General features: G+C 58.2%; 18 protein-coding genes. 13 read left to right on the top strand and 5 right to left on the bottom strand.

The window, feature by feature from the left end; translation table 11 throughout:
- Positions 1 to 269: 269 nt before the first annotated feature.
- The 8 genes from GS614_RS10925 (at position 270) to GS614_RS10960 (ending at position 11375) form a co-directional block, all read left to right on the top strand.
- Positions 270 to 2246, top strand: a complete 1977-nt coding sequence (locus tag GS614_RS10925) for a DEAD/DEAH box helicase (protein ID WP_171726269.1) — start codon at positions 270 to 272, stop codon at positions 2244 to 2246.
- A 185-nt stretch (positions 2247 to 2431) separates the two neighbouring features.
- On the top strand, positions 2432 to 4489 hold the full coding sequence (locus GS614_RS10930) for an adenylate/guanylate cyclase domain-containing protein (RefSeq protein WP_171726270.1): 2058 nt from the start codon (positions 2432 to 2434) through the stop codon (positions 4487 to 4489).
- A gap of 298 nt (positions 4490 to 4787) precedes the next feature.
- Positions 4788 to 6371 (top strand): ABC transporter substrate-binding protein, encoded by a 1584-nt coding sequence (locus GS614_RS10935; RefSeq protein WP_171726271.1) that lies wholly within the window; start codon positions 4788 to 4790, stop codon positions 6369 to 6371.
- A 68-nt stretch (positions 6372 to 6439) separates the two neighbouring features.
- On the top strand, positions 6440 to 7534 hold the full coding sequence (locus GS614_RS10940) for a Xaa-Pro peptidase family protein (RefSeq protein ID WP_171726272.1): 1095 nt from the start codon (positions 6440 to 6442) through the stop codon (positions 7532 to 7534).
- Entirely contained in the window at positions 7534 to 8541 is a 1008-nt protein-coding gene (locus GS614_RS10945; RefSeq protein WP_171170022.1) for an ABC transporter permease subunit, read from the top strand. The genes GS614_RS10940 and GS614_RS10945 overlap by 1 nt, the downstream gene beginning before the upstream one ends.
- Positions 8541 to 9443: an ABC transporter permease subunit gene (locus tag GS614_RS10950; RefSeq protein WP_152460560.1), complete on the top strand. Its 903-nt coding sequence runs from the start codon at positions 8541 to 8543 to the stop codon at positions 9441 to 9443. Before GS614_RS10945 ends, GS614_RS10950 begins: the two co-directional genes overlap by 1 nt.
- Positions 9444 to 9447: 4 nt before the next feature.
- Complete coding sequence (locus GS614_RS10955) at positions 9448 to 10425, top strand: ABC transporter ATP-binding protein (protein ID WP_171118115.1); 978 nt, start codon at positions 9448 to 9450, stop codon at positions 10423 to 10425.
- A complete protein-coding gene (locus GS614_RS10960; RefSeq protein ID WP_171118113.1) occupies positions 10422 to 11375 on the top strand; it encodes an ABC transporter ATP-binding protein in 954 nt (317 codons plus the stop codon). The genes GS614_RS10955 and GS614_RS10960 overlap by 4 nt, the downstream gene beginning before the upstream one ends.
- Before the next feature lie 338 nt (positions 11376 to 11713).
- On the opposite strand, the gene GS614_RS10965 is transcribed toward GS614_RS10960, so the two are convergent.
- Both GS614_RS10965 and GS614_RS22160 read right to left on the bottom strand, forming a co-directional pair.
- A complete protein-coding gene (locus GS614_RS10965; RefSeq protein WP_171726273.1) occupies positions 11714 to 13498 on the bottom strand; it encodes an ABC transporter ATP-binding protein in 1785 nt (594 codons plus the stop codon).
- Positions 13499 to 13927: 429 nt separating this feature from the next.
- Positions 13928 to 14866 (bottom strand): cytochrome c family protein, encoded by a 939-nt coding sequence (locus GS614_RS22160; RefSeq protein WP_253285336.1) that lies wholly within the window; start codon positions 14864 to 14866, stop codon positions 13928 to 13930.
- Between the two features lie 96 nt (positions 14867 to 14962).
- On the opposite strand from GS614_RS22160, the gene GS614_RS10975 reads away from it, so the two are divergent.
- Genes GS614_RS10975 through GS614_RS10985 form a run of 3 tightly spaced genes read left to right on the top strand, consistent with a single transcriptional unit; the run spans position 14963 to position 17348 of the window.
- Complete coding sequence (locus GS614_RS10975; RefSeq protein ID WP_216597837.1) at positions 14963 to 15487, top strand: RNA polymerase sigma factor; 525 nt, start codon at positions 14963 to 14965, stop codon at positions 15485 to 15487.
- Positions 15484 to 16221, top strand: a complete 738-nt coding sequence (locus tag GS614_RS10980) for a hypothetical protein (RefSeq protein ID WP_171614637.1) — start codon at positions 15484 to 15486, stop codon at positions 16219 to 16221. The genes GS614_RS10975 and GS614_RS10980 overlap by 4 nt, the downstream gene beginning before the upstream one ends.
- Positions 16222 to 16259: 38 nt before the next feature.
- The gene (locus GS614_RS10985; protein ID WP_371809397.1) at positions 16260 to 17348 is read left to right on the top strand and encodes a helix-turn-helix domain-containing protein; all 1089 of its coding nucleotides are present in this window, start codon (positions 16260 to 16262) and stop codon (positions 17346 to 17348) included.
- Here GS614_RS10985 and GS614_RS10990 read toward each other — a convergent pair.
- The gene (locus tag GS614_RS10990; protein ID WP_171614633.1) at positions 17321 to 18211 is read right to left on the bottom strand and encodes a LysR family transcriptional regulator; all 891 of its coding nucleotides are present in this window, start codon (positions 18209 to 18211) and stop codon (positions 17321 to 17323) included. The two genes, GS614_RS10985 and GS614_RS10990, sit on opposite strands and share 28 nt — an antisense overlap.
- A gap of 107 nt (positions 18212 to 18318) precedes the next feature.
- Here GS614_RS10990 and GS614_RS10995 point away from each other — a divergent pair, with 107 nt between their 5' ends.
- Positions 18319 to 19320, top strand: coding sequence for a sterol desaturase family protein (locus GS614_RS10995; protein WP_171726274.1), 1002 nt, complete (start codon positions 18319 to 18321; stop codon positions 19318 to 19320).
- Between the two features lie 72 nt (positions 19321 to 19392).
- Here GS614_RS10995 and GS614_RS11000 read toward each other — a convergent pair whose 3' ends face one another.
- Positions 19393 to 20697 (bottom strand): UDP-glucose/GDP-mannose dehydrogenase family protein, encoded by a 1305-nt coding sequence (locus GS614_RS11000; protein WP_171726275.1) that lies wholly within the window; start codon positions 20695 to 20697, stop codon positions 19393 to 19395.
- 373 nt (positions 20698 to 21070) lie between these two features.
- Positions 21071 to 21958, bottom strand: coding sequence for a LysR substrate-binding domain-containing protein (locus tag GS614_RS11010; protein WP_171726277.1), 888 nt, complete (start codon positions 21956 to 21958; stop codon positions 21071 to 21073).
- 229 nt (positions 21959 to 22187) lie between these two features.
- On the opposite strand from GS614_RS11010, the gene GS614_RS11015 reads away from it, so the two are divergent.
- Positions 22188 to 23543 carry an MmgE/PrpD family protein gene (locus tag GS614_RS11015; protein WP_171726278.1) on the top strand — a complete coding sequence of 452 codons (1356 nt, stop codon included), beginning with the start codon at positions 22188 to 22190 and terminating at the stop codon, positions 23541 to 23543.
- Positions 23544 to 23711 lie beyond the last annotated feature (168 nt).

Here is a 23711-nt window from a genome sequence, read left to right on the forward strand (position 1 = left end):
CCGACGCCCAACAGCAGGCAGCTGCCGGCAAGATGTTGAATTGTGTTCCCGCGTTGACCTAGGCTTGACGCGGCCCGGCCCTGGCGGTTGCGTCAGGGTCTGACCTGTCAGGGTGTTCCCTTATGAGGAGCTTTTCGGCGAAAATGCCCGTTTTCCCGTCTATACAACCGGGATGGCAGCCGATAAGGGGCTGTCTTTACCCTTGGATGATCCGCTGATCGCAATTCCGCACAGCGCCTATCACCTGGCCGATACAAAGAACCACCACCGTGAAACAAACCATTGCAGATGCGCTAGCGCGCAAGGGCTATGATACATTGACCCAAGTTCAGCGAGCCGTCACCCAGCCCGAGCTGGAAGGGCGCGACATGCTGGTTTCGGCCCAGACCGGATCAGGGAAGACCATTGGGTTTGGTCTGGCGATAGCGCACAGGGTGCTAGGCGATGAAGAAACGCTCGGCAAACCCGAAGCGCCGTTGGCGCTGGTTGTCGCACCGACCCGCGAGCTGGCACTTCAGGTAAAACGGGAACTTGGCTGGTTGTATTCCGGAGCGGGAGCGTTTCTGGCCTCGTGCGTCGGGGGCATGGACATTCGGGATGAACGTCGCGCGTTGGCCCGAGGCGCACATATCGTTGTGGCCACTCCGGGACGACTTCGCGACCATATCAATCGAGGTTCAATCGATCTGACAGCTATCCGAGCGGTTGTCCTGGACGAAGCGGATGAAATGCTGGATCTGGGGTTCCGCGAGGATCTTGAGTTCATCCTTGATGAAACACCCGCGGATCGTCAGACCTTGTTGTTTTCTGCCACTGTGCCAAGCGCAATTGCCAATCTGGCCAAGCGGTATCAGCGCGACGCGGAACGTGTGAGCACGGTCGGCGAACTGACCCAGCATGCGGATATCGAGTATCGGGCCATGACGGTGGCGCCGCGTGATGGTGAAAACGCGATAATCAATGTGCTGCGATATTACGAGGCCCCCAATGCCATCGTTTTCTGCAACACCCGAGCGATGGTTTCGCGCCTGACCGCGCGCCTGTCGAACCGGGGGTTTTCTGTCGTGGCCCTGTCAGGTGAGCTGACCCAGAGCGAACGATCCAACGCGTTGCAGGCCATGCGCGATGGACGGGCCCGGGTCTGTGTCGCAACCGATGTTGCGGCCCGCGGCATCGATCTGCCCAACCTTGATCTGGTGGTCCATGCCGAACTGCCCAACAGCCATGAAACACTGCTGCACCGGTCTGGCCGCACGGGTCGCGCTGGGCGCAAGGGCGTCAGTGCCCTGATCGTCGCGCCATCATCGCGCAAAAAGGCAGAGCGCATTCTGAAATTTGCCAAGCTGACAGCAGAATGGGGATCGGCCCCGTCTGCGGATGAGGTGAACGAGCGTGATCAGGCTCGGATGCTGGCATCGGAGGACTGGCAGGTCGAGATCACGGAAAGCGAGCGCCCGTCTGTTGAAAAACTGATTGCTCGCTTCACGCCCGAACAAATCGCAGCCGCTTACCTCAGGCAATACAAACTACGCCATTCCGCCCCGGAAGAGCTGTCGGGGGTCGATCAGACCGCCCCAAAGCTGCGCGCATCTTTTGGGCCAGGCGTCTGGTTTTCACTGTCCGAAGGACGCAATCAGAATGCGTCTCCCCGTCATATGCTGCCGATGATCTGCAAGGCGGGCGATCTGACAAAAGACGACATCGGTGCCATTCGGATTGCCGAGGACGTAACTTATTTCGAAATCAGTGAAGCCAGTGTCGACCGCTTTCTGACCGCCATTGGTCCAGAGATGAAAATCGAAGAAACCAAAGACCTTGTGCGGTTGGACAAAGCACCGGACCTGTCGTCAACCGGTCGGTCCGGGCTCAAAAGAAAGTTCAAAGCCAGACCTACGGGACACAAAAAGGAAAACTCTCCGGCTGAGCGGAAAGCCCACCGCCGCCAATCCAAGCCCGAGGTTCAGCCTGCCCAGACCGTGCCCGCGACCGAAACCCGCCGAGCGTCGGATGACGACGCAAAAAGCCAGTTCAGCGCTTCGGGCGCAAAACCGAAAAAGCGCAAGCCCGGCAGTGTCGAGCAAAGGAGAGGTCGCTCTAAACCAGCCGGAGACGCGCCGAAAGGTCCGCCGCCGCCGAAGGGCAAGCCAAACAGCAAGAAGAATCGTGCACGCGCGGCGGCCGTCAAATCCGCCAAGGGTGGCAACGCAGTTCCAAAACGTCGCAAATCCGGACCCAAGGGCAGTTGATTTCCGCCACGCGCAAGGTCTGTCCTCTGGGCATCGGCAAGTGACCAGGTGCCGTGGATTTCGGTCGCGGCATACACATGTGCTTAACAGTTGCGTGATTTTTCGGGGTAGGAGCAAACTAAGCTTTGCTCTTCCTGCGATCTCAACCGAATACTGTGGTACAGGACATTCTTTTCGGGGTTTTCATGCGGTTCAGTGTCGGCATTGCTGTATCTATGCTGGTCGCCGTATCCATCGGCGTGTCGACCTTCGTTGTTCATTCGCTGTGGTGGACGACCGCGCGTGACAACAGCCGCATGCTTGCCGCTGAGATCAACAGCCAGATTGCAAACGCGGTCCGTATCGAAGTCGGGGCAACCCTCAGATCCGCCGAAGCCGCATGGTCGGCGGTGCGCACGATCTTTGTACAGAATGTCATCGCAACGCGGCAGGCCGATAAACGAGAGTTCGTCTTTCTGTCTCAGTTGCAGGCGCAGCCGAATATTTCCTGGATTTTCTTCGGCTGGCCGGATGGCAACTTTTTCGCATCGCATCGGTTGGGCGACAGCGGGCTTGAGATGATAGAGATCGACAAGGACATCCGCGACCGGAACCTGCGGACCGATCGATACATTTTTATTCCCGGGGATATTCAGTTCGAAGAAAGGACCTTTGTTCCGACCTCCTATGATCCTCGTGATCATGCCTGGTTCAACAATTTCATGTCCCTGGACACGATGGGATGGATCGAAGCACGCGATCTTCCGGGCAGTGACAAGACCGTATACGCATTTGCGGGGCCGATCGATGTCAACCGGGCACGGCAGGGTGTTCTTGCGGTCGCAATCGAAACCGACCGTTTGTCACGCTTTCTGGCGACGCTCGAGCCCGGCGAATTCGGAGCCGCCTTTATTCTGGATGCTGATGGCAAAGTAATTGCTGTTCCCGACGCAAAAGCGGACGAAGTTACACCGGCGCGCATGGGCGAGGGTGAGCTGTACGAGGTTGCCAAGATCTCGGGGGAAAAACTGTTGGGCGACCCGGATGGCAAGACTGCGGGCAGTTCGACGAAACGCGTGGTGATCGATGGCGTCCCCTATGCGGTGGCCCTGACACCTTTGGGTTTTTACGGGTGGCGCGTCGCTACGGTCATTCCTGAGGCGGCCTTTTTGTCGGGTATCAATGCAACCTTGATAGACCTGATCTATATCCTGATCGGGGTCGTGATCGTCTCAACCGCCCTGGCAATCTGGTTGATCCGTCGAATTGTGGCCAATCCTTTGGCGCGCATTGCCGAGGATCTGAGCAAGATCGAACGCTTCGACGTCGAACGCATTCCACGCCGGCCTTCAAACCTGTCCGAGCTTGCCAATCTGTCTGCGGCAACGGCCAGCATGGCAGCAGGGTTGTCCGCGTTCCGAAAGTACGTGCCGACCGATCTTGTGAAGATGCTGGTCGCCGAGGGCATCAAAACGCAGCCCGGTGGCGACATGAAGCAGATATCCGTATTGTTTTGCGACGTGACCGGATTCACCGGGCTATCGGAAAAACTCGGCCCCAAAATCATCCAGTTGATGGAGCCTTTTTTCTCTGCGGCCGCAGCAGCCGTCGCGCGCCATGACGGGACGATCGACAAATTCATGGGTGACGCGGTCATGGCGATCTGGGGGGCACCGCGCAAGGATGCGCTCCATGCCGAAAATGCCTGCCGCGCGGCACTGGATCTTGTCGTGACCGTGGAAGATGCGGGCATCAAAGACGAGGCCGGAAATTCCCTGCGTGTCAGGATCGGGTTGAACAGCGGTGAAGCTCTGGTAGGCAACATTGGGTCAGAGCAGCGGTTGAACTACACGGCGATCGGTGACGTCGTGAATGTGGCCAGCCGATTGGAAGGGGCCAACAAGGAGTATGGCACGCGTATTCTGATCGGCCCCGAGACCCGGCGCGAAGCAGGCGACGCAATTGTGGCCCGAGAGCTGGACACGCTCGCGGTCTTTGGCCGGACCGAGGAGCTGGTGGTCTATGAGCTGATTACGATGGCCGACGGTTTTGAAGGATCCCTTGATTGGATCGAGACCTACGAACAAGGTCTTGCGCATTATCGTTCCGGCCGGTTCGAGCAGGCGATAGCTGCGTTTGAGGCTGCGGACAAAATGCGGGGCGGGGACCCTGTATCCGTCGCCATGAAGCTGCGCGCAACGAAACTTTTGACCAACCCTCCCTCGGGGGATTGGCGTGCGGTTACGCATACGGACAAGACGTGAGCGCGCAGGCCATGAGAGCATGCAATCCGCACCCGTGAACAGCCAGGTCTGAGGTCACGGCAGGGGGATTCGGGCCGTCGTATCGTTTTCGCAGCGAAGATGAGAATGAATTCCGGAAATCAGGGTGCAATGACAGAAAGAGTCTTCAAAGATATCCGCAGAAAGACACTGTTGACATTAGATTTTGTATTTTGGATACATTAGACAGAGGGATCGCGACGACCTGTGCTGTCACTGAATGCTCTGGCGACAAAGAGCAATGCGATTGTCTTTATAAGTCCTTTTCTGGGAGAAAATCATGAACCTCAAACTTCTGGCCGCAACCACTGCGATCGCCCTGACGGGTGCCGTGGCGCAGGCAAATACACTTGTATATTGTTCCGAAGGATCGCCTGAAGGGTTCGATCCTGCGCTTTACACCGCAGGGACGACCTTTGATGCGTCTTCACATCCGATCTACAATCGGTTGCTTGAATTTGAAACGGGCACGACCAATGTGGTCCCCGGCCTGGCCGAAAGCGTCGAGGCCAGCGATGATGGTCTGGAATACACTTTCAAGCTGCGTCAGGGCGTCAAGTTCCACTCGAACGACGCGTTCACGCCGACCCGCGACTTCAACGCGGATGACGTGATTTTCGCCTTCATGCGTCAGAAAGACGAAAACCACCCTTATAATCAAGTGTCAGGCGGAACCTGGGAATATTTCCAGGGTATGGGGATGCCTGATCTGGTCGAGTCCATCGAAAAGATCGACGACTACACGGTGAAATTTACCCTGTCCAAGCCCGAAGCACCGTTTGTCGCCAATATGGCGATGGACTTTGCCTCAATCGTGTCGGCGGAATACGCTGCGGCAATGATGGAAGCCGGTACGCCGGAAAAACTGAATACGGCACCCATCGGCACCGGACCTTTCTCGTTCGTGGCATATCAAAAAGACGCGGTGATCCGTTACGCGGCCAATGATGCGTATTGGAAAGACCCGGCGCAGGTCGAAAACCTGATCTTTGCCATCACGCCGGATGCGTCTGTGCGCTATCAAAAGCTGAAAGCAGGCGAATGTCATGTGATGCCCTATCCGAACCCTGCTGACATTCAGGCAATGAAGGATGATCCGGACATCAACATGCTGGAACAAGAGGGCCTGAATGTTGGTTATCTGGCCTACAACACCACGATGGCGCCATTCGACAATCCGAAGGTGCGCAAAGCGCTGAACATGGCGATCGACAAGCAGGCGATCATCGACGTGGTCTTCCAGGGTTCGGGCCAGGTGGCCAAGAACCCGATCCCGCCTACCATGTGGGGCTACAACGACGCCATCGTGGACGATCCCTATGATCCCGAAGCGGCCAAGGCGATGCTTGAGGCCGAAGGTGTTTCGGACCTGTCGATGAAAATCTGGGCCATGCCCGTCCAGCGCCCCTACAACCCCAATGCCCGTCGCATGGCCGAATTGATCCAGGCGGATTTCGCCAAGATCGGTGTGGGCGTCGAAATCGTCTCGTACGAATGGGGTGAATACCTGTCTCGGTCGAAAGAACTGAACCGGGACGGTGCCGTTCTGCTGGGCTGGACCGGGGACAATGGCGACCCGGACAACTTCCTGGCGGTGTTGCTGGGCTGTGACGGTGTCGAAGCATCCAACCGGGCGCAATGGTGCCATCAGCCCTTCGAAGACCTGATCCTGAAGGCCAAGCAAAGCACGGATCAGGCCGAGCGGACCAAACTGTATGAAGAAGCGCAGGTTGTGTTCAAAGAGCAGGCTCCGTGGGCAACCATCGCGCATTCGGTCGTTTACATGCCCATGAGCAACAAGGTGCAAGGTTATAAGGTGCACCCTCTGGGCGGTCACATCTTCTATGGTGTGAGCGTCGAATAAACCACCACTCACAAACCGGAGCCGCCAGATTGGTGGCTCCGGCTTTCTTATTGAGGAGGTCGGGCAGAATGCCGGATTTGTCCGAATACCGCCAATTGGCAATGGAAATGTCAGTGGACGCAGTGGCCCTGGTGCCGGGTCCGAATTTCACCCGCGCATTGGGCAAATCCTTCATGAGCCACGAGCGCCCTTTTGTCGTGGTGATTCCGGCCCAGGGTGATCCGGCGGCGATCGTGCCCAATCTGGAACTCGCCTCATGGGATCTGGTTGGATTTGAGGGTGCCGTGTTCGACTGGCGCGATCAGACCGGCTATGACGGCGCCTTTTCCGCACTGGCAGCGCATAGTCCGATCAGATCGTTGGCCGTCGAAGGTCAGGTGATGCGGTTTTTCGTGTCAGACGCGTTTACCCGCGCAATTCCGGATCTGCAGATTGTGGATGGCGAACGCGAAATCTCAGGCCTTCGCATCATCAAAACCGAAGAAGATATCGCCGCGCTGCAAGCGGCCATCGATATTTCGGAACGCGCGTTGGAGCGTGTGATTGCGGGTGTTCGCACAGGTCAGACCGAAAAACATATCGAGCAGGCGCTGATACAGGCGCTTTTTGCGGAAGGCGCCGAGTCGTTGGCCTTTTCCCCCATCGTGGCTGCGGGGGACAACTCGGCACGACCGCACGGCAAGGCGCGCGCCGACTACCGGATCAAGGCAGGCGACGCCTTGCTGTTCGACTTTGGCGCTCGAAAACATGGTTTTGCGGCCGACATCACGCGAACTTTTTTCGTTCAGGACGTCACGGACGAAGGCCGGGATGTCTACGACACGGTTTTGCGCGCCAACAAAGCCGGGTTCGAAGCCTGCCGCCCCGGCGTGACAGCGCATGACATCGACGATGCCGTCACAGGCGTGCTTGAGGCCTCGCCCTTTGCCGATCGTATCCGGACCAAGACAGGTCACGGTCTGGGCCGGGATGTGCATGAGGCGCCGTATATCATGCGCGGCAACAGCCAGAAAATCCTGCCGGGCATGGTCTGGACCAACGAACCCGGTCTGTATGAATTGGACAAGTTCGGCGTTCGCATAGAAGATGACGTCCTTGTCACCGGGGATGGCTGTCGGTCACTGACCCGCTTTCCCAAAGAACTTACAATCATAGGTCGCTGATGCTTGGCTATTTCCTCACCCGTCTTGGCCTGTTTGTTCCGACATTTCTGGGCGTGACGCTGATTTCGTTCATGTTCATCCGGGTGCTGCCCGGCGATCCGATCATCGTGATGGCCGGAGAACGCGGCATGACGGAAGAACGTTATCAGGAAATGGTCGAAAAGCTGGGTTTCGACAAGCCGGTGTTGCAGCAGTATTGGGATTACCTCACCGGAGTGCTTCAAGGTGATCTGGGCGAAAGCTTTGTCACCAGGAAACCCGTATGGGATGAGTTCTTTTCGCTGTTCCCCGCAACGTTGGAGTTGTCCCTGTGCGCCATGATCTTCGCCGTTGCGCTGGGTCTGCCGGCAGGTGTGATCGCGGCGGTGAACCGAGGGAAGTTCTTTGACCGGGCGCTGATGTCCTCGGCGCTGGTCGGGTACTCGATGCCCATCTTCTGGTGGGCGCTGCTGTTGATCATCATATTCTCGGGCAATCTGGGCTGGACGCCGGTCTCGGGCCGCATCGACCTGTTGTATTACTTTCCCAGCGTCACGGGCTTCATGCTGATCGACAGCCTGTGGTCGGGTCAGGAAGGGGCATTCGGATCAGCCGTGCGCCATCTGATCCTGCCGACGATTGTGCTGGGAACGATTCCGCTGGCGGTAATCGCACGCCAGACCCGGTCGGCGATGCTGGAAGTTCTGGGCGAAGATTACATCCGCACCGCGCGCGCCAAGGGTTTGTCACCAACGCGGATCAATGGATTGCACGCGCTGCGAAACGCTTTGATTCCGGTTGTTACGGTGATCGGCCTATCGGTGGGCACTTTGCTGGCGGGGGCCATTCTGACCGAAACCATCTTCAGTTGGCCGGGCATAGGAAAGTGGATGGTCGACAGCATCTTTCGCCGTGACTACCCGGTTGTTCAGGGCGGATTGCTGATGATCGCGGTGATCGTGATGCTGGTGAACCTGCTGGTCGATGTCCTTTATGGCATCATCAACCCCAAAATTCGGAGGCGGTGATGGCCGAACTATCCTCAACCCCGCCCAGAACGGAAGACCGCCCCAGCGCCCTGCGCGAGTTCTGGTACTACTTCAGTGAAAACCGTGGCGCTGTCATCGGGCTTTGGGTTTTTGCAGCCTTCGTTTTTTGTGCCGCCTTTGCGCCCCTTCTGGCCCCCTATGACCCAACCGAGCAGTTCCGCGATCATATCCTGCAACCGCCTGCTTGGCAGGAGGGCGGAAGCTGGGCTTTCCCGTTGGGCACCGATCCGCTGGGTCGGGACATGCTGTCGCGCCTGATCATGGGCTCGCGCTATTCCTTCTTTGTCGGAATCGTCGTCGTCTGTGTGGCCGTGTCGGGTGGCGTGATGATTGGCCTGCTGTCGGGCTTTGCCCCCAAATGGGTCGATACGCTGATCATGCGGGTGATGGATATCGTTCTGGCCTTCCCGTCGCTGCTGTTGGCGCTGGTGCTGGTGGCCATCCTTGGCCCGTCGCTGACCAACGCGATGATTGCCATCGCCATCGTTTTCCAACCCCACTACGTGCGCCTGACCCGCGCGTCGGTTCTGGCGGAACGTCAGAAGGATTATGTCACGTCGGCGCGTGTGGCCGGTGCTGGCAGGTCACGGCTGATGTTCATCACCGTGCTGCCCAATTGTCTGGCACCCATCATAGTACAGGCGGCACTGTCCTTTTCGACGGCGATCCTGGATGCAGCTGCCTTGGGCTTTCTGGGCATGGGCGCGCAGCCGCCCACTCCGGAATGGGGCACCATGCTGGCCGAAGCGCGCGAATTCATACTGCGCGCCTGGTGGGTGGTCACCTTCCCCGGTCTGGCGATTCTTGTCACCGTTCTTGCCATCAACCTGATGGGTGATGGCCTGCGTGATGCGCTTGACCCGAAACTGAAACGGAGCTGATCGCATGAGCCTTTTGCAGATCCGCAACCTGACTGTTGAATTCGCCACGGCCTCGGGCAAGTTCCGCGCCGTGGACGGTGTCGATCTGTCGGTCGACAGGGGCGAGCTGATGGCCATCGTCGGCGAAAGCGGCTCGGGCAAGTCGGTGTCGATGCTGGCGCTGATGGGGTTGTTGCCCTGGACCGCGACGATCACCGCTGACGAGATGCGCTTTGAAGGGGTGGATCTGGCCGGTCTTTCGGCCCGTGAGCGCCGCAAGATCATCGGCAAAGACATGGCAATGATCTTTCAGGAGCCGATGTCGTCGCTGAACCCCTGTTTCACGGTGGGATTCCAGATCAAAGAGGCCCTGCGCATCCATCTTGGTTTGAACCGCAAGGACCGCCACCAGCGCGCGATTGAACTGTTCGACCAGGTCGGCATCCCGGCTCCGGAAAGCCGCCTGAACACCTTTCCACACCAGATGTCAGGGGGCATGAACCAGCGCGTCATGATCGCGATGGCCATCGCCTGCAAGCCCAAGCTGCTTATTGCGGACGAACCGACCACGGCGCTGGATGTCACCATTCAGGCGCAGATACTCGACCTGCTTGTTCGGTTGCGGGACGAACACGATATGGGCCTTGTGCTGATCACTCATGACATGGGGGTGGTGGCCGAAACCGCCGAACGGGTTCAGGTGCAATATGCCGGACAAAAAGTCGAAGAGCAGCCCGTGCGTGATCTGTTCCGCACGCCGCGCCATCCCTATACTTCGGCCTTGCTGAGCGCTTTGCCCGAGCGCGCGACTTCCAAGATCCTTCCGACGATTCCCGGCGTTGTGCCGGGTCAATTCGATCGCCCCGCAGGGTGCTTGTTCAGCCCGCGATGCCGGTTCGCTGATGCAACTTGCGCTGAAATACCGCCGACCCCTCGTGCCGAGGCCTTCGGCAAGGCACGTTGTCACCACGTTGAAAAAATTGCGGCCGGAGAATTGGCATGACCGACCCCATCGTTCAGGCGAAAGATCTGACCCGGTTTTACACGGTGAAGGGCGGCTTGCTGTCCAAGTCAGCGACGGTGAAGGCCCTTTCGGGGGTGGATTTCGAACTGAAACCGGGAAAGACTCTGGCCGTCGTCGGAGAGTCCGGCTGCGGCAAGTCAACATTGGCGCGATTGGTCACGATGATTGAAGAGCCGACGTCGGGCAGGCTGACGATTGACGGTGTCGACATTACCCCGTCGCGGTGGAGCAAGATGCGGGAAACGGTGCAAATCGTGTTCCAGGATCCGTATGGATCGCTGAATCCACGTCAACGCATCGGCCAGATATTGCAGGAACCGCTGATCATCAATCGCCCGGACATGTCCGCCGCAGACCGCGAGGCACAAGCGCGCGACATGATCGAGATGGTGGGATTGCGCCCCGAACATTATGATCGCTATCCACATATGTTCTCTGGCGGGCAGCGTCAGCGTATCGCCATTGCACGCGCGCTTATGCTGAATCCCAGGGTCCTGGTTCTGGATGAACCGGTTTCGGCTCTGGACGTCTCGATCCAGTCACAGATCCTGAACCTGCTTGTGGATTTGCAGGAACGGCTTGACCTCGCCTATCTGTTCATTTCGCATGATCTTTCCGTGGTTCGGCATTTTGCAGACGACGTGATCGTGATGTATCTGGGGCGTGCTGTTGAAAAGGCACCCAAAGAACAGCTGTTCGCCGCGCCGCGCCACCCCTATTCCAAGGCGTTGCTGTCCACGACGCCCCGGGCCGACCCCACGGCCCGAAAAGAACGGATCAAGCTTGAGGGCGAACTGCCATCGCCGATGAATATTCCAAAAGGTTGCGCCTTTGCGCAAAGATGTTGGCTGGCAACCGATCAGTGCAGGGCAACATTGCCTGAACTGGCCGGAGAACCGCATCAGGTCGCGTGTCTGTTTCCCTTGTAATGCAAGTAGGTTTCTGCGTTGGTGTGATTGGGTGGCAAACAGGGCGGTCGCAATAGAAGCGACGGTGACTTCTTGTGGGAGAACCACCCCGCCAAGGCGCCGACGTGGGCGACCAAGCCACATGTTTGTGTCGCTACTGTCGAAGACCGCCATCTTCGAACCCTTGCGCAATACCGGACCGTTTACTTCCCAAGATGCGGCCCGAGCCGCCCAAATCCCTTGGGCGGCTTGGGCTTGATGATTTCGATGCACGGACGCGCGTGAAGAGAATACTCCGCCCCTCTTCCGGACAGGTCTTGCCCAGAGAAGGGAGGCATGTGCCAGACCGAATGCAGGGGCTACTCTGCCACTTCCGCCGAGGGTGCGTGTTTTTTGAATTGCTGATTGAACAGATTGCGGAAGCTTCCGTTCTTTTTCATCAACTCGTCCAGATTGCCCTGTTCCACGATCGAGCCATCCTGAACCACGATAATCTTGTCCGCTTCCAGAACAGTCGAAAGTCGGTGCGCAATGACGACGACGGTCACGTCCTTTGTCAGGGTGTCCAAAGCCTTTTTGACAAGCGATTCCGATTCAGCATCCAGCGCGCTCGTGGCTTCGTCCAAAAGCAGGATCTCGGCTTTTCTCAGAATAGCGCGGGCAATCGCAATTCGCTGCTTCTGGCCACCTGACAGGAAGGTGCCGTTTTCGCCAACCTGCGTATTGTAGCCTTCGGGCAGATCCATGATGAAATCATGCGCATGTGCGGCTTTGGCGGCGTCTATGACTTCTTCGTCCGTGGCGTCAGGGGACGAGCAGCGCAGGTTGTCCATGATCGATGTCGAGAACAGGAATGTATCCTGACCGACATAGGATATTTTGCGTCTCAGCGAGGCAAAGTTCACCTCGCGTAGATCCTGACCATCAATCTCAACGCTGCCCTGATCGGGATCATAGAAACGCATGATCAGGCCGAACAACGTGGACTTACCGCCGCCGGATTGACCAACAAGAGCTGTGGTTTTACCGGCCTCGAACGTGACATTCATCTCTTCGATCACCGGCATCGCACCATGATAGCCAAAGGTTACATTGCGCAATTCGATCTGTCCGGGGCCGTCGATGAGGTCATGGGCTTTGGGGCTCTCCAACATCGTCTCGTCCTGATCCAGCAAGTCGAACAACATGGCGACACCGACCATGCAGGTTTCGATCTGGACACGCATTCTCGACAGACGTTTTGCTGGTTCATATGCCATCAGAAGTGCGGTTATGAAAGACATCAACTGACCTGCGCTAGGTTGTTCGCTTCCAGCGATTCCCATTGTGCTGACGACTAGTACACCTGCCACAGCAAGACCGGCCAAAAATTCCATGAGGGGGCTGGCCACGGACTGAAGTCTCGAGATATCGTTTGCCCGGTCCTCGACCTTCCGAATGGCGGTGTCCATGCGATTGATCATGCGATCTTCCAGTGAGAAGACCTTGATAACCTTGATACCAGCGGATGTTTCTTGAAGTACCCGAATAATTTCAGCCAGCGATGCAAACTCGGCCTGCATGATCGAACGCACGCTTTTCAGCAGATAGCGTACCCCTAGAAGGGCGATCGGGCCCACGACAAAGAACATCACCGACAGAACGGGTTGCTGGTAAACCATAACCCCTACAAGGCCGACCAAAGTCAGGGCGTCGCGCACAAATCCGGTGACCAGGACATCGATGAGGCTGCGAGCCGCCTGAGCACCGTGGGTGGTGCGCATCAAAAGATCTGAGGATTCATTGGTCGAAAAGAACGAGACGCCGTGCCTGAGGAGTTTGCGATAAACCCTGTCTTGCTGTTGCGCGACGATCCGGTTGCCGGCGCGGGCCAGGAAAACAGACTGAATATACGAGGCAATGGCCTTAACCAGAAACAGAATCACGACCCCAAGCGCAATGACATGCGCGTAGCCCCGCAATTCCGGGCTGGTCATCGCATCGACAATGTACTCCATCATATATGCGGAGCCGGCCGTGGTGACCGCCACGGCAATCATTGCCAGAACCGCAATACCATACAGCTTGCCTTGCGCGTAAAAGCTTTCACCTACAAGGCGGCCCATATAGCCTGATCGCCACTTGTTCCAGGCGCGCTTTATCATTGCGTTCTCCAAATCGTGAAACTGTGCGCACGCTCAGTTAACCTATATCTTGTCGGGCCTAAAGGACAGATGCCATGCTGCGGCAGAGCGGCCCATCCCGACCATCTGAGCTGTAGGCCCGCTAAATAATGGCTGGTTGACGATCGGACAAGAGTTGGAAAGCGCAACAACAACCGCGATTTGCCCCTTTGTACGGGCGCAGGCAGGGTTGGTGGCGCGACAGGATCCGCAAAAAACGCCTTAAAATACGGGCTGTTTTGCCACAAACGAGTCGTGTGTCCGGCATGAATCCGCTGATAGAAGGCTGTAATTCCTGACTTTGAACACGTGTTGATCCGAAACCAGACAGGGGACGGGCACAAGCATCGTATCCGATCCCGGGGCCGGTTGCGTGAAATCGAAATTCAGCAGGTCTCTTGGGTGTTGCCGTCACCCCTCTTCTTGCAAATACGCAAGAAGGTTAACAATATCTTCGTCCTTTTTCAGGCCGCGAAACTGCATTCGATTGCCCTGAAGATACCCTTTGGGATCCGTCAGGAATGCGCTCAGGGTTTCATGGGTCCAGACGATGTCGGAACTTTCCAGCGCTGTCGAATACTTGAATCCCTCGGCCTGACCGGCCTTTGCGCCGAGAATGCCGTGCAGGGACGGGCCAACACCATGGCTGCCTTCTTTCAATTTGTGGCAAGCGCTGCACTTGCGAAACACCTTTTTGCCGGCCGTCGCGTCACCCTGAACAGCTGCGGCAGCAACAACCTCTGTGGCTTCCGATGCCGTCGCGGCCTGTTCTTCATCCGTGTGAAAGATCAGCCGGGCTGTAATCGGTACCGTTCGGGTGATGCCGGGCAGGCTTGCCAATTCCATAAGCTTGTCCACGCCGGCGTTGACACCGGCGTCTTCGGTGCTGAGAAACACCATGTCGTTTGTCGAAACAAGCACTGACGTCTCGGACAAGCGTGCGACGAACATTTCCGCGTCAAACTCAACTTCCGTGCCGGCCAGCGAAAGCACGGAAGCAGCATCCAGAGTGGTGGTTTCACCCACGGCCAGCCCTGCAACCTTCGCCATGTCGAATTCGGCCGTCAGGCGCGCAGTGGGTGCTTGGCGGAATACAAATTCGATCACCCGTTCGTTGCGAATTTCTATGTTGGTCTCGACCGAGGACAGGTCGATCTCGATTTCGGCCACGCCCTCCTGCGTCACGTGTCCGCTCAGGCTGGTGAAGCTGTTGACCTCGCCCACCGCGTTTTTCTTGATCGTTCCATAGGCCAGATGCGAGCGATCGGACTCCAGTGTCCAACCCGCTGCCCATATGGGTGTTGCAACAATTGCCGACGCAAACGTGACTGCCTTCAACTGAAGTTTCATTTCTTTCCTCCGCGGTTTATGTCAGTTTTGGCCCTGCGGGCCGGGTCCGTTTCTGACAAACACACACAGGTCGCGTTTTATTCGATGAGTGCCGAGATGACTTCCGAACAGGCCGTTCGTGACGCCGTACAGATGCACTCAAGACGCGTCTGGCGGTTTGCTCTGGCGTTGTCGGGGGCATCGGATGTGGCGGACGATCTGGTGCAGGCCACATGCCTGCGTGCGCTCGAGCGGCATCATCAGGTAACGTCGCATGATCGTCTGGACAGTTGGCTGATGACGATCTGCCGGTCAATCTGGTTGAACGAAGTGCGGTCTCGTTCCGTCCGGCGGGCACAGGCGCTGTCCGTGACCCCAGAATCGGAACTGGTCGCAACTTTGCCGGATTCAGAAACGAATATTTTTGCGGCTGAAGTGTTTACCCAAGTGATGCAGCTGCCAGAAGCGCAGCGGGAAACGGTCATGCTCGTGTTCGTCGAAGGGTACAGCTACCGCGAAACCGCTGCATTGCTGGACGTTCCCATCGGCACAATCATGAGCCGGCTATCGAATGCCCGGCGGAAACTGAAAACCGTGATGCAGTTTGAGGCGGCAGACGCCGCGCGACGGAGTGGCAAATGACGTTTTCCGACGAGACGCTGTTGGCGTATCTGGAAGGCACGCTGGATGAGGCTCAGAGCCGCGCCATCGAGGCCGCGGTTGAGGATGATGTCGAGCTTGAACGCCGCCTGATGGCGCTGGATCCGTTTGCGCCTGTCGTTCGGCAGGTCTTTGAGACACTGCCCACCGCGGCGCCGAAGGTCGATTTGCCGGAACCCGTGGCGCGAAACACCAATGGCGGGTTTCTGCGCCTTCTGGCCGTGGCCGCGGGCGTCGGGGTTGCAGCCGTCGCCCTGACGTTCTGGGCGACGCGCCCGGCAGAACTGGGCTGGGCGCAGCAGGCAGCGATCTATCAGTCGCTTTATGTGCCCGAGACGATAGTCTCGCTGGACAGTTCCGAGGCATCGCTGGACAAACAATTCGCGATGGCCGAGGCAGCACTTGGCAGGTCTCTGAACCGTGAAGCGCTGGACTCCCTGCCAGGGTTGGAGTTGAAGCGAGCACAGGTTCTTTCGTTCAAGGGAAAGCCCTTGGTTCAGGTCGTTTTCGCCGATGAGCAGGGTCAACCTTTTGCCTTCTGTGTTATCCGCCAGGGGCCGAACGCCCCGAAGGCAGAGGTCAAACAGGCCGTTCTGAGCGGTTTGGCAACAGCGACCTGGGCGCAGGATGGTTACGGTTACATGCTGCTGGGCAGCTCTCCGCAGACCGATTTGAGCAGCAAACTGGATGTTCTGACCCGAACCTTTGCGGGCTGACGGAATACCCCTTGTGAACCAACGGTAATGTCCGAAGAATGCGGGGTATGACGTCGAAGAAACCCTTGCCCCTTCCTGAAGACGAGGCCGAAGATCTTGGCCCCGCCAGCATCTATGACGGCGATCCGTCCGAAGAGGACGACCTGTGGTTCTTGCCGCCGGATGAAGTCGAGGAAGACGAGGGTTTTTTCCTGCCCGGGCCGCGACGCGAGCAGCGCCTGCTGTTCGATCCGCGCGATTGGCGGGCTGCGCAGTCCGACCTTTCTGCGGAACTTGCGGATCTGGCCCTGACTTTTGGTGCGCTGGACGAACGGTTGCGAGCGGGCCCCGAGGGCTGGACGCACCGCTTGGCATTGATGGAGACGTCCGATCTGGGGTGGTGGACCGGAGACCGGATCAGCGTGGATCGATTGGCTTTGTGGACCGGCTTGCGCATCGGCGCGACTCATGATGACGTGCAGGCCCTGTTTCGGGCCGGATGGGCCGTGCGACGCCTGAGTTCGGGTGCGCCGCCTGCCGCCGGCGGTTGGGAACGTGGTCTGACCGCGTTTCTTGACCGGTTGGCTCAGGGGGCCGACGCGACCCCGGAATCCATCATTGATCTGGCCGAGGTCATGCAAAATGCCGAAGGGTTGCATCCTGTCACGCAGTCGGCAATTGCGTTTCATGCGTGGCGGGCGGTGTCACAAGGCATCGGGCAGGACACGGAAGCCGCCGTCATCGCCGCGCGTCATGCAGCGTCCATGGGGCGTGGCGGTGCGCTGTTCATGCCCTTGGCCTTGTCCGGGCCGCGCGCGCTGCGCGGCTCGGGAGATCCTTCGGAGAAACTGAGCGCATGGATCGGCGGCGCAGGGCAGGCTGCCCTTGCGGCGTTGCTGCATCTGGATCGGATCAGCGCGTGGGAGGCGAAAGCCAAAGACGTCACGCAGGATCTGAGCGGCCGCACTCCACCGCGGCTGATCAATGCATTGACGGCCTGGCCCATGGTATCCGCGCCCTTGGCCGAAGACCTGACCAAGGCTTCCCGCGCGGCGGTACAGCGCAATTTCGACCTGTTCGCGCAGCGGGGTCTGGTTCGCGAGGTCACCGGGCAGGGGCGTTACCGCGTCTGGACGGCGGCGCTGTAATCCATCAGCCAATCGCGAAACGTACGCGCGGCCGGGCGCAGCGCCGTTCGGGAAGGGTAGACCAGATGATAGGCTTCCTGCCCCGGACATGAGATGTCTGGCAGGCAGGGAACCAAACCCGACAGCTTCATAATCCGATCTGACGCGGGCGCGCGCGCCAAGGCAATGCCGCATCCGCTGGCGCAGAGCTCGGCCGCCATCACCGAGTTGTCGGCAAAAAAGTACCGTGCCCGGCCCGCTGGCAGCCGCTGGTGTTCGAACCAATGCGGCCAGCTTGCCCGATGGGTCGAAACTTCGATCAAGGTGAAGTCGAACAAGTCCTTTGCCGTCTCGATCCGGGCAGCAATCGCGGGTGGGGCGATGGGATAGAGATGTTCGCGCATCAACTCGTCACTTTCCGAGCCAAACAGCGCGGGGTTGCCAAACACGATCTGAAGGTCAGTGAACCGATTGGCAAAATCCGACACGACATTGCCGGTCGAAAGCGAAAGGTTGATCTGAGGATGCGCCGCCTGAAATCCGGGAACACCCCCGGCCAGAATGCCATGTGCAAACAGCAGCACCGACTGAACGTAAAGCCTTTGCTCACGGGTTTCACCGAACAGACCCGCGGTTGCCGTTTCCAGCATGAGCAAGGATTGCTGTACCGACGGCAGATAGGCGCGCCCGGTCTCGGTCAACGTGACCGAATGCGCGTGGCGGTGGAACAACGGAGTGCCCAGCCGTGTCTCCAACGCTTTGACCTGCTGGCTGACGGCGGCAGGCGTCATGTTCAACTGGGTCGCGGCACGGGCAAAGCTTTCGGTTCGGGCCGCAGCCTCGAATACGCGCAGCCAGTTGAGGGAAGGGACGCGGGTGTTCATTCCATCAGGCTAAGCAGAACTTAGCCTCACCGGCAAGACAATTGGGTCTGAGCTTTTGATCCCCGGCCTTAGGCTTGTGGTCAGTGAACAGATGAAATGAGACCACAATGTCAGACCCCGCCCTGCCGCCACGAGCCAAGCGCAAGATCTGGAACTACACGCCCCAGCTGCCGATTCAGACCGCGCCCTATTGGGATTGGCCTATGAAACCTCTGGCCGCGTTGAAATACCTGCTGCAAAGCTGGAATCCGCTTGCATTGCGGGCGCTGCTGCTGGTCTTTGCGGTCATCACCTGGACCTATCTGACGCCTTCACTGAGCAGGGTCGAGACCTTCGGCTGGGATTGGGTTGCGGAAATCTGGTTCCGCAATTTCTGTATCCTGATGGTGGTCGCAGGCGGCTTGCACCTGGCCCTTTGGAGGTTCCGCACGCAGCAGGACGAATTCCGCTATGACATGCGCCCGATGATGAAGGGCGCCAAGGTGTTCACATTCAAAAACCAGGTCTGGGACAACATGTTCTGGACCTTGGGCCCGGCGTTGACGTTCTGGACGTTCTGGGAATGTCTGATCCTGTATTCCTATGCCAATGGCTGGATCACGATGATCACGTTAGACGGCAACCCGATCTGGTTCATCGCCATGACCGTCTTTGTGCCGATCTGGGCCGGGTTCCATTTCTACTGGCTGCACAGGCTGCTGCACGTGGGTATGCTTTATACAAAAGTCCACGCTTGGCATCACCGCAACATCAACACCGGCCCTTGGTCGGGGCTTGCGATGCATCCGGTCGAAAGTTTCTTTCTGATGTTCGATACGATGATCTTCTTCCTGCTGCCGTCCCATCCGATCCACGCCATTTTCCTGCTGTTCCATCACGGCATCGGCGCTCCGACCTCTCATGCCGGGTTCGAGCATGTGAAGTTCGGCAACAAGGCCAAGTTTCAGGTCGGGGATTTCTTTCATCAGCTGCACCATCGGTTTTTCGACTGCAACTACGGCACTTGGGAAACCCCTTGGGACGAATGGTTCAACACGTTCCACGACGGCACCGATGAAGGCAATGAAATGGTCAAGGAACGCCGCCGCAAGATCTGGGCCACCGAATAGCCCGTGAAGGCAGATCCCTGCCGGACCCAAGCGGGTCCGGTGGGCGTGTTTGATCCAAAAGGCGGGGTGCCTTCAGCGTCCAACGCCGACATAGGTTTCAAAGCCGGATTTCAGCGCCTGTGACTTTGAATAGATATTGCGCAGATCCACCATTCTGGCAGAGTTCATGGAACCGGCCAGCTCGGTCAGGTTCAACGCGCGGAACTCGTTCCACTCTGTCAGCAACACCACAACGTCAGCCCCTTGGACCGCTGCATAGGGATCGTCGCACCATTCGACCCCGGGCAATAGCGCATCGCCTTCCGCTTTGCCCTGCGGATCGACGACGCGCACTTTGGCTCCTCCGCCGATCAAAGCGGGAATGATGGACAGTGATGGCGCGTCGCGCATGTCGTCCGTGTTGGGTTTGAAAGTGACACCCAGAACCGCCACCGTCTTGCCGTTAAGGCGGTCGTCGCAGGCGTCTCGGATTTTCTCGATCATCCGCTTCTTGACCTCGTCATTCACCCGAATGACGGTTTCCGTGATCTGCATCGGATATGCATGATCCTGCCCGATCCGCGCCAGCGCGGCGGTATCCTTGGGAAAACAAGAGCCACCATAGCCCGGCCCCGCATGCAGGAATTTGTTGCCAATTCGTCCGTCCAGACCGATGCCGCGGGAAACTTCCTTGACATCCGCACCGACCTTTTCACACAGGCCTGCGATTTCATTGATGAAAGTGATCTTGGTCGCCAGAAACGCGTTGGCGGCGTATTTTATCATCTCGGCGCTTTCCAGATCGGTGGTCAGGATCGGAAAGTCACGCAGATAAAGCGGTCGGTAAATCTCGGCCATCACTTCGGCGGCGCGATCGTTTTCCACACCGACAACGACGCGATCGGGGCGCATGAAGTCGTCGATTGCAGCGCCTTCGCGCAGAAATTCAGGGTTCGAGGCCACGTCGAATTCGGCTGTGGGGTTGGCTGCCGCAACGACCTCCTGAACTTTTCTGTTTGTTCCCACCGGCACGGTCGATTTGGTGACGATGACCGTGTAACCGGTAACCGCTTGGGCGATCTCTTCTGCCGCCGCCATCACATAGGTCAAATCCGCGTGGCCGTCCCCTCGTCGGGTCGGAGTTCCGACCGCGATGAAAACCGCATCGGCGCCATCAACTGCTGCTTTCAGATCGGTTGAAAAACTCAGGCGACCGGCAGCAACGTTTTTTGCCATCAGCACATCCAGGCCCGGTTCATAGATCGGCACTTCTCCGGCCTTGAGCATGTCGATCTTTTGCTCAGCCTTGTCGACGCAAATCACGTCATGACCAAAGTCCGAAAAGCATACACCGGACACTAAGCCAACATAACCGGTGCCGATCATTGCAATACGCATCCAAAAATCCTTCTTACCAATTACCACGGACGGCGTGGGCACAATCAAAGAAACTGACGCCGGTTTCAATGGCCGTCAGCAGTTGCGTGATGCATCCCATAGATTCTTGCGGATATTGAGGCAATAGAAGCGCAGATGGTGCAAAGCCCTTCGAAATCGCGATCATGTCGGCTTTGTTCAGCGGAACCGAGGATCGGTAAGAACTGGTTGGTGTCGAAACTCGGTTGCGCAGAGGGTGCTGTTGATGGCTGGAAGAGCCCGTGCCTTGGGTATTGATGACGCGCGGAAGTGATTGCGCGTTCTCGCCACCAACAAACTGGCTAGCAAAAGAAAATAGGGGCCGCGTGACATGCCCCGGCAAATGACCGGTCGATCAGCTGTCCATTTCAGCGGCGGCTTGCAACAGCCAGTTCTGAAACAGCCGAACCGGTGGCGAAACCGGTTTTTTCTTGAGACGCATGAAATAGGTCCAGGGGCTGTTCAGATCAAACCGGAAAGGCTCGATCAGCAGCCCCCGCTCGACATAGGACCGGGCCAGCGACCGGGGCAGGGCGACGCATCCCAGTGACTTGGCGGCCATTTCCATCGCCAGATTCGAGACATTCGTCCGCAACCCGCCCTTCTGGCTCAGATCGGACAACCCGAAATGCCGCGCCGCGTGCTCCCAATAGGAGGGGCGGCCCAGGATATGGATCAGCGGTGCATTCTGCAATTGCTTGGGGTCGGTCAGCGGCGTGCCATCGACCAGAAAGCCGGGCGCACAGACCAGTGCCAGCTTTTCGACCCACAAACGTTGGGCGTCCGGCGACACATCGTCGACATGATTGATCGTCAGCGAGATGTCCGAAACATTTGGTTCGACATCAGCCCAGACAGTGCCATGAACCGTCAGATCAATATCGGGATGCACCGCGTTGAAACCACGGATCACATCCGGCAACCAGTTCTCGGCCAGACTGACCGGGCAAGAAACCACCACTTTGCGGGTATGCGACCGCACGATGACAGATTGCGTGGCCGCGTTGATTTCCTGGAGGGCATGGCGCACCGACGGCAGATAGGCCTCGCCCACATCTGTCAGCGACAGGGAACGGGGATGGCGCACGAACAGGGGGCGCTGCAAAAACTCTTCCAACGAGCGGACATGATTGCTGACGGCAGATTGGGTGCAGTTCAGCTCTTCGGCAGCAGCGGTAAAGCTCAGGTGCCGTGCCGCCGCTTCGAACGAGCGAAGAAAGGTCAGGTGTGGAAGATTCATCATGACGGACGTTTCTCAGGCAAGGCACATCGCAAAGAATTAATAAGCCCAGGGCTTGCTGTCTTGCCCATGAGCGACTCACACGTATGGTTCTGCCTCGAAATGTGATCTGGTCCTAGTCACAAATAATCCGGGGCCATTGCCCCATCATTGTTTTCGTGCCGCTATGCGCAAACTCACATAGGCTTTTTCTTGTAACCTGAACCCGAAAGAAAAACCTCGACTGGACACCGTGACAGATACCTTTCAGACCGTTGCAGATTTTGCGCTGAATCGTGCCGCGCAGGATTTTCCTGACACCGGACGCAAGGCAGCGGCGTTGATGCTGCTGGATACGCTGGGGATCACCATAGGATCGGGGCCGATGCAGGCCGGACAGATTGCACGCGAGAGTGCGGTAGCGCTGTTTGGCGCGGGCGATCCGGGGCTGAGCGCGCGCATGCTTTTCGACGGTCGTCGCGTCAGCGTCGCGGGTGCGGCCTATGCAGCGGCCACACAGACCGACAATCTGGACGGCCATGATGGATACAATCCGACCAAAGGCCACATTGGGGTTGTCGTCGTTCCCGCACTGGCGGCACTGGCTGAAACCGTTCAAGATTTTTCAGGCCCCGAAGCGCTGGCGGCGGTGATCGTTGGATACGAGGTCGCGGGACGCGCGGGCATTTCTTTGCATGACACCGTCAGCGATTATCACACATCCGGAGCTTGGAACGCGCTTGGCGTGGTGGCCGTGGCGGCGCGCTTGCGCGGTTTGACGGCCGAACAGATGCGGCAGGCCATGGGGATTGCCGAATATCACGGCCCGCGCAGCCAGATGATGCGCGAAATCGCCAATCCCACCATGCTGCATGACGGTTCGGGCTGGGGCGCGTTGGTTGGCATTTCTTCAGCGGTATTGGCCGAGAAAGGCTTTACCGGGGCGCCGGCCATCACCATCGAAGCGGCAGACGTTGCCCCCCATTGGCAAGATCTGGGCGATTTCTGGCAAATGGAGCATCAATATGTCAAACCCTACCCGATCTGCCGTTGGGCCCACGCCGCAATTGATGCCACCCGTGCACTCATGCGTGAAAACGACCTGACTTACCGCGATATTGCCGCGATTCATGTAAACACGTTTCGGGAAAGCGCCTGCCTTTTCCGGGGCATGCCGGATGATACGTCCAAGGCGCAGTATTCGCTGCCATTTGCCGTCGCAACAATGGTTGCGCATGGCCGGATCGGAGTTGAGAACATCACCGGTGCGGGCCTGGCCGACCCGCTGGTCGCCTCGATCGTCGAGCGTATCTCGGTTTCAGAGGCCGCACGCCATTCCGACCGTTTCCCCGAAAGCCGGTTCGCCGATGTCAGCATCACTCTGACCGACGGGCGAATACTCGAGTCTGGCGACGTACATGCACGCGGCGGACCCGAGGCACCAATGGATGAGACCGAAGTGATCGACAAATTCATGGAATTTGCGACACCATCAATGGGTGCATCCCGTGCTGCCGCCATTCGTGATGCGGTTATAGGGCTGGGCGCGCCGGGCTCGAAATTCTCAGACCTTGGCGCGTTGATCTACGCCCCCGCCGACCAGACGTAAAATCTGCCGAAGCTGCCGTTGAAACGCGTTCCGACCGGCACATCCGCACCCTTGATCCTGATGGCGGCGATGATGCAGGCCCTGCCGCCCGCTGCACAGGTTGAATTGGAGCTGGGAGCAAGTCTGGGTGATCCAAGACCCGCTCGAGGTGAGCTTGCTTTTTTACAT

The organism is Ruegeria sp. HKCCD6604, assembly GCF_013110635.1.
Taxonomy (GTDB): Bacteria; Pseudomonadota; Alphaproteobacteria; order Rhodobacterales; family Rhodobacteraceae; genus Ruegeria.

Excerpts from the sequence above, each read along its gene's own strand:
- GS614_RS10930 (WP_171726270.1), top strand. The coding sequence starts at position 2,432 with ATGCGGTTCAGTGTCGGCATTGCTGTATCTATGCTGGTCGCCGTATCC.
- GS614_RS10935 (WP_171726271.1), top strand. The coding sequence starts at position 4,788 with ATGAACCTCAAACTTCTGGCCGCAACCACTGCGATCGCCCTGACGGGT.
- GS614_RS10940 (WP_171726272.1), top strand. The coding sequence starts at position 6,440 with ATGCCGGATTTGTCCGAATACCGCCAATTGGCAATGGAAATGTCAGTG.
- GS614_RS10945 (WP_171170022.1), top strand. The coding sequence starts at position 7,534 with ATGCTTGGCTATTTCCTCACCCGTCTTGGCCTGTTTGTTCCGACATTT.
- GS614_RS10950 (WP_152460560.1), top strand. The coding sequence starts at position 8,541 with ATGGCCGAACTATCCTCAACCCCGCCCAGAACGGAAGACCGCCCCAGC.
- GS614_RS10955 (WP_171118115.1), top strand. The coding sequence starts at position 9,448 with ATGAGCCTTTTGCAGATCCGCAACCTGACTGTTGAATTCGCCACGGCC.
- GS614_RS10960 (WP_171118113.1), top strand. The coding sequence starts at position 10,422 with ATGACCGACCCCATCGTTCAGGCGAAAGATCTGACCCGGTTTTACACG.
- GS614_RS10965 (WP_171726273.1), bottom strand. The coding sequence starts at position 13,498 with ATGATAAAGCGCGCCTGGAACAAGTGGCGATCAGGCTATATGGGCCGC.
- GS614_RS22160 (WP_253285336.1), bottom strand. The coding sequence starts at position 14,866 with ATGAAACTTCAGTTGAAGGCAGTCACGTTTGCGTCGGCAATTGTTGCA.
- GS614_RS10975 (WP_216597837.1), top strand. The coding sequence starts at position 14,963 with ATGACTTCCGAACAGGCCGTTCGTGACGCCGTACAGATGCACTCAAGA.
- GS614_RS10980 (WP_171614637.1), top strand. The coding sequence starts at position 15,484 with ATGACGTTTTCCGACGAGACGCTGTTGGCGTATCTGGAAGGCACGCTG.
- GS614_RS10985 (WP_371809397.1), top strand. The coding sequence starts at position 16,260 with ATGCGGGGTATGACGTCGAAGAAACCCTTGCCCCTTCCTGAAGACGAG.
- GS614_RS10990 (WP_171614633.1), bottom strand. The coding sequence starts at position 18,211 with ATGAACACCCGCGTCCCTTCCCTCAACTGGCTGCGCGTATTCGAGGCT.
- GS614_RS10995 (WP_171726274.1), top strand. The coding sequence starts at position 18,319 with ATGTCAGACCCCGCCCTGCCGCCACGAGCCAAGCGCAAGATCTGGAAC.
- GS614_RS11000 (WP_171726275.1), bottom strand. The coding sequence starts at position 20,697 with ATGCGTATTGCAATGATCGGCACCGGTTATGTTGGCTTAGTGTCCGGT.
- GS614_RS11010 (WP_171726277.1), bottom strand. The coding sequence starts at position 21,958 with ATGATGAATCTTCCACACCTGACCTTTCTTCGCTCGTTCGAAGCGGCG.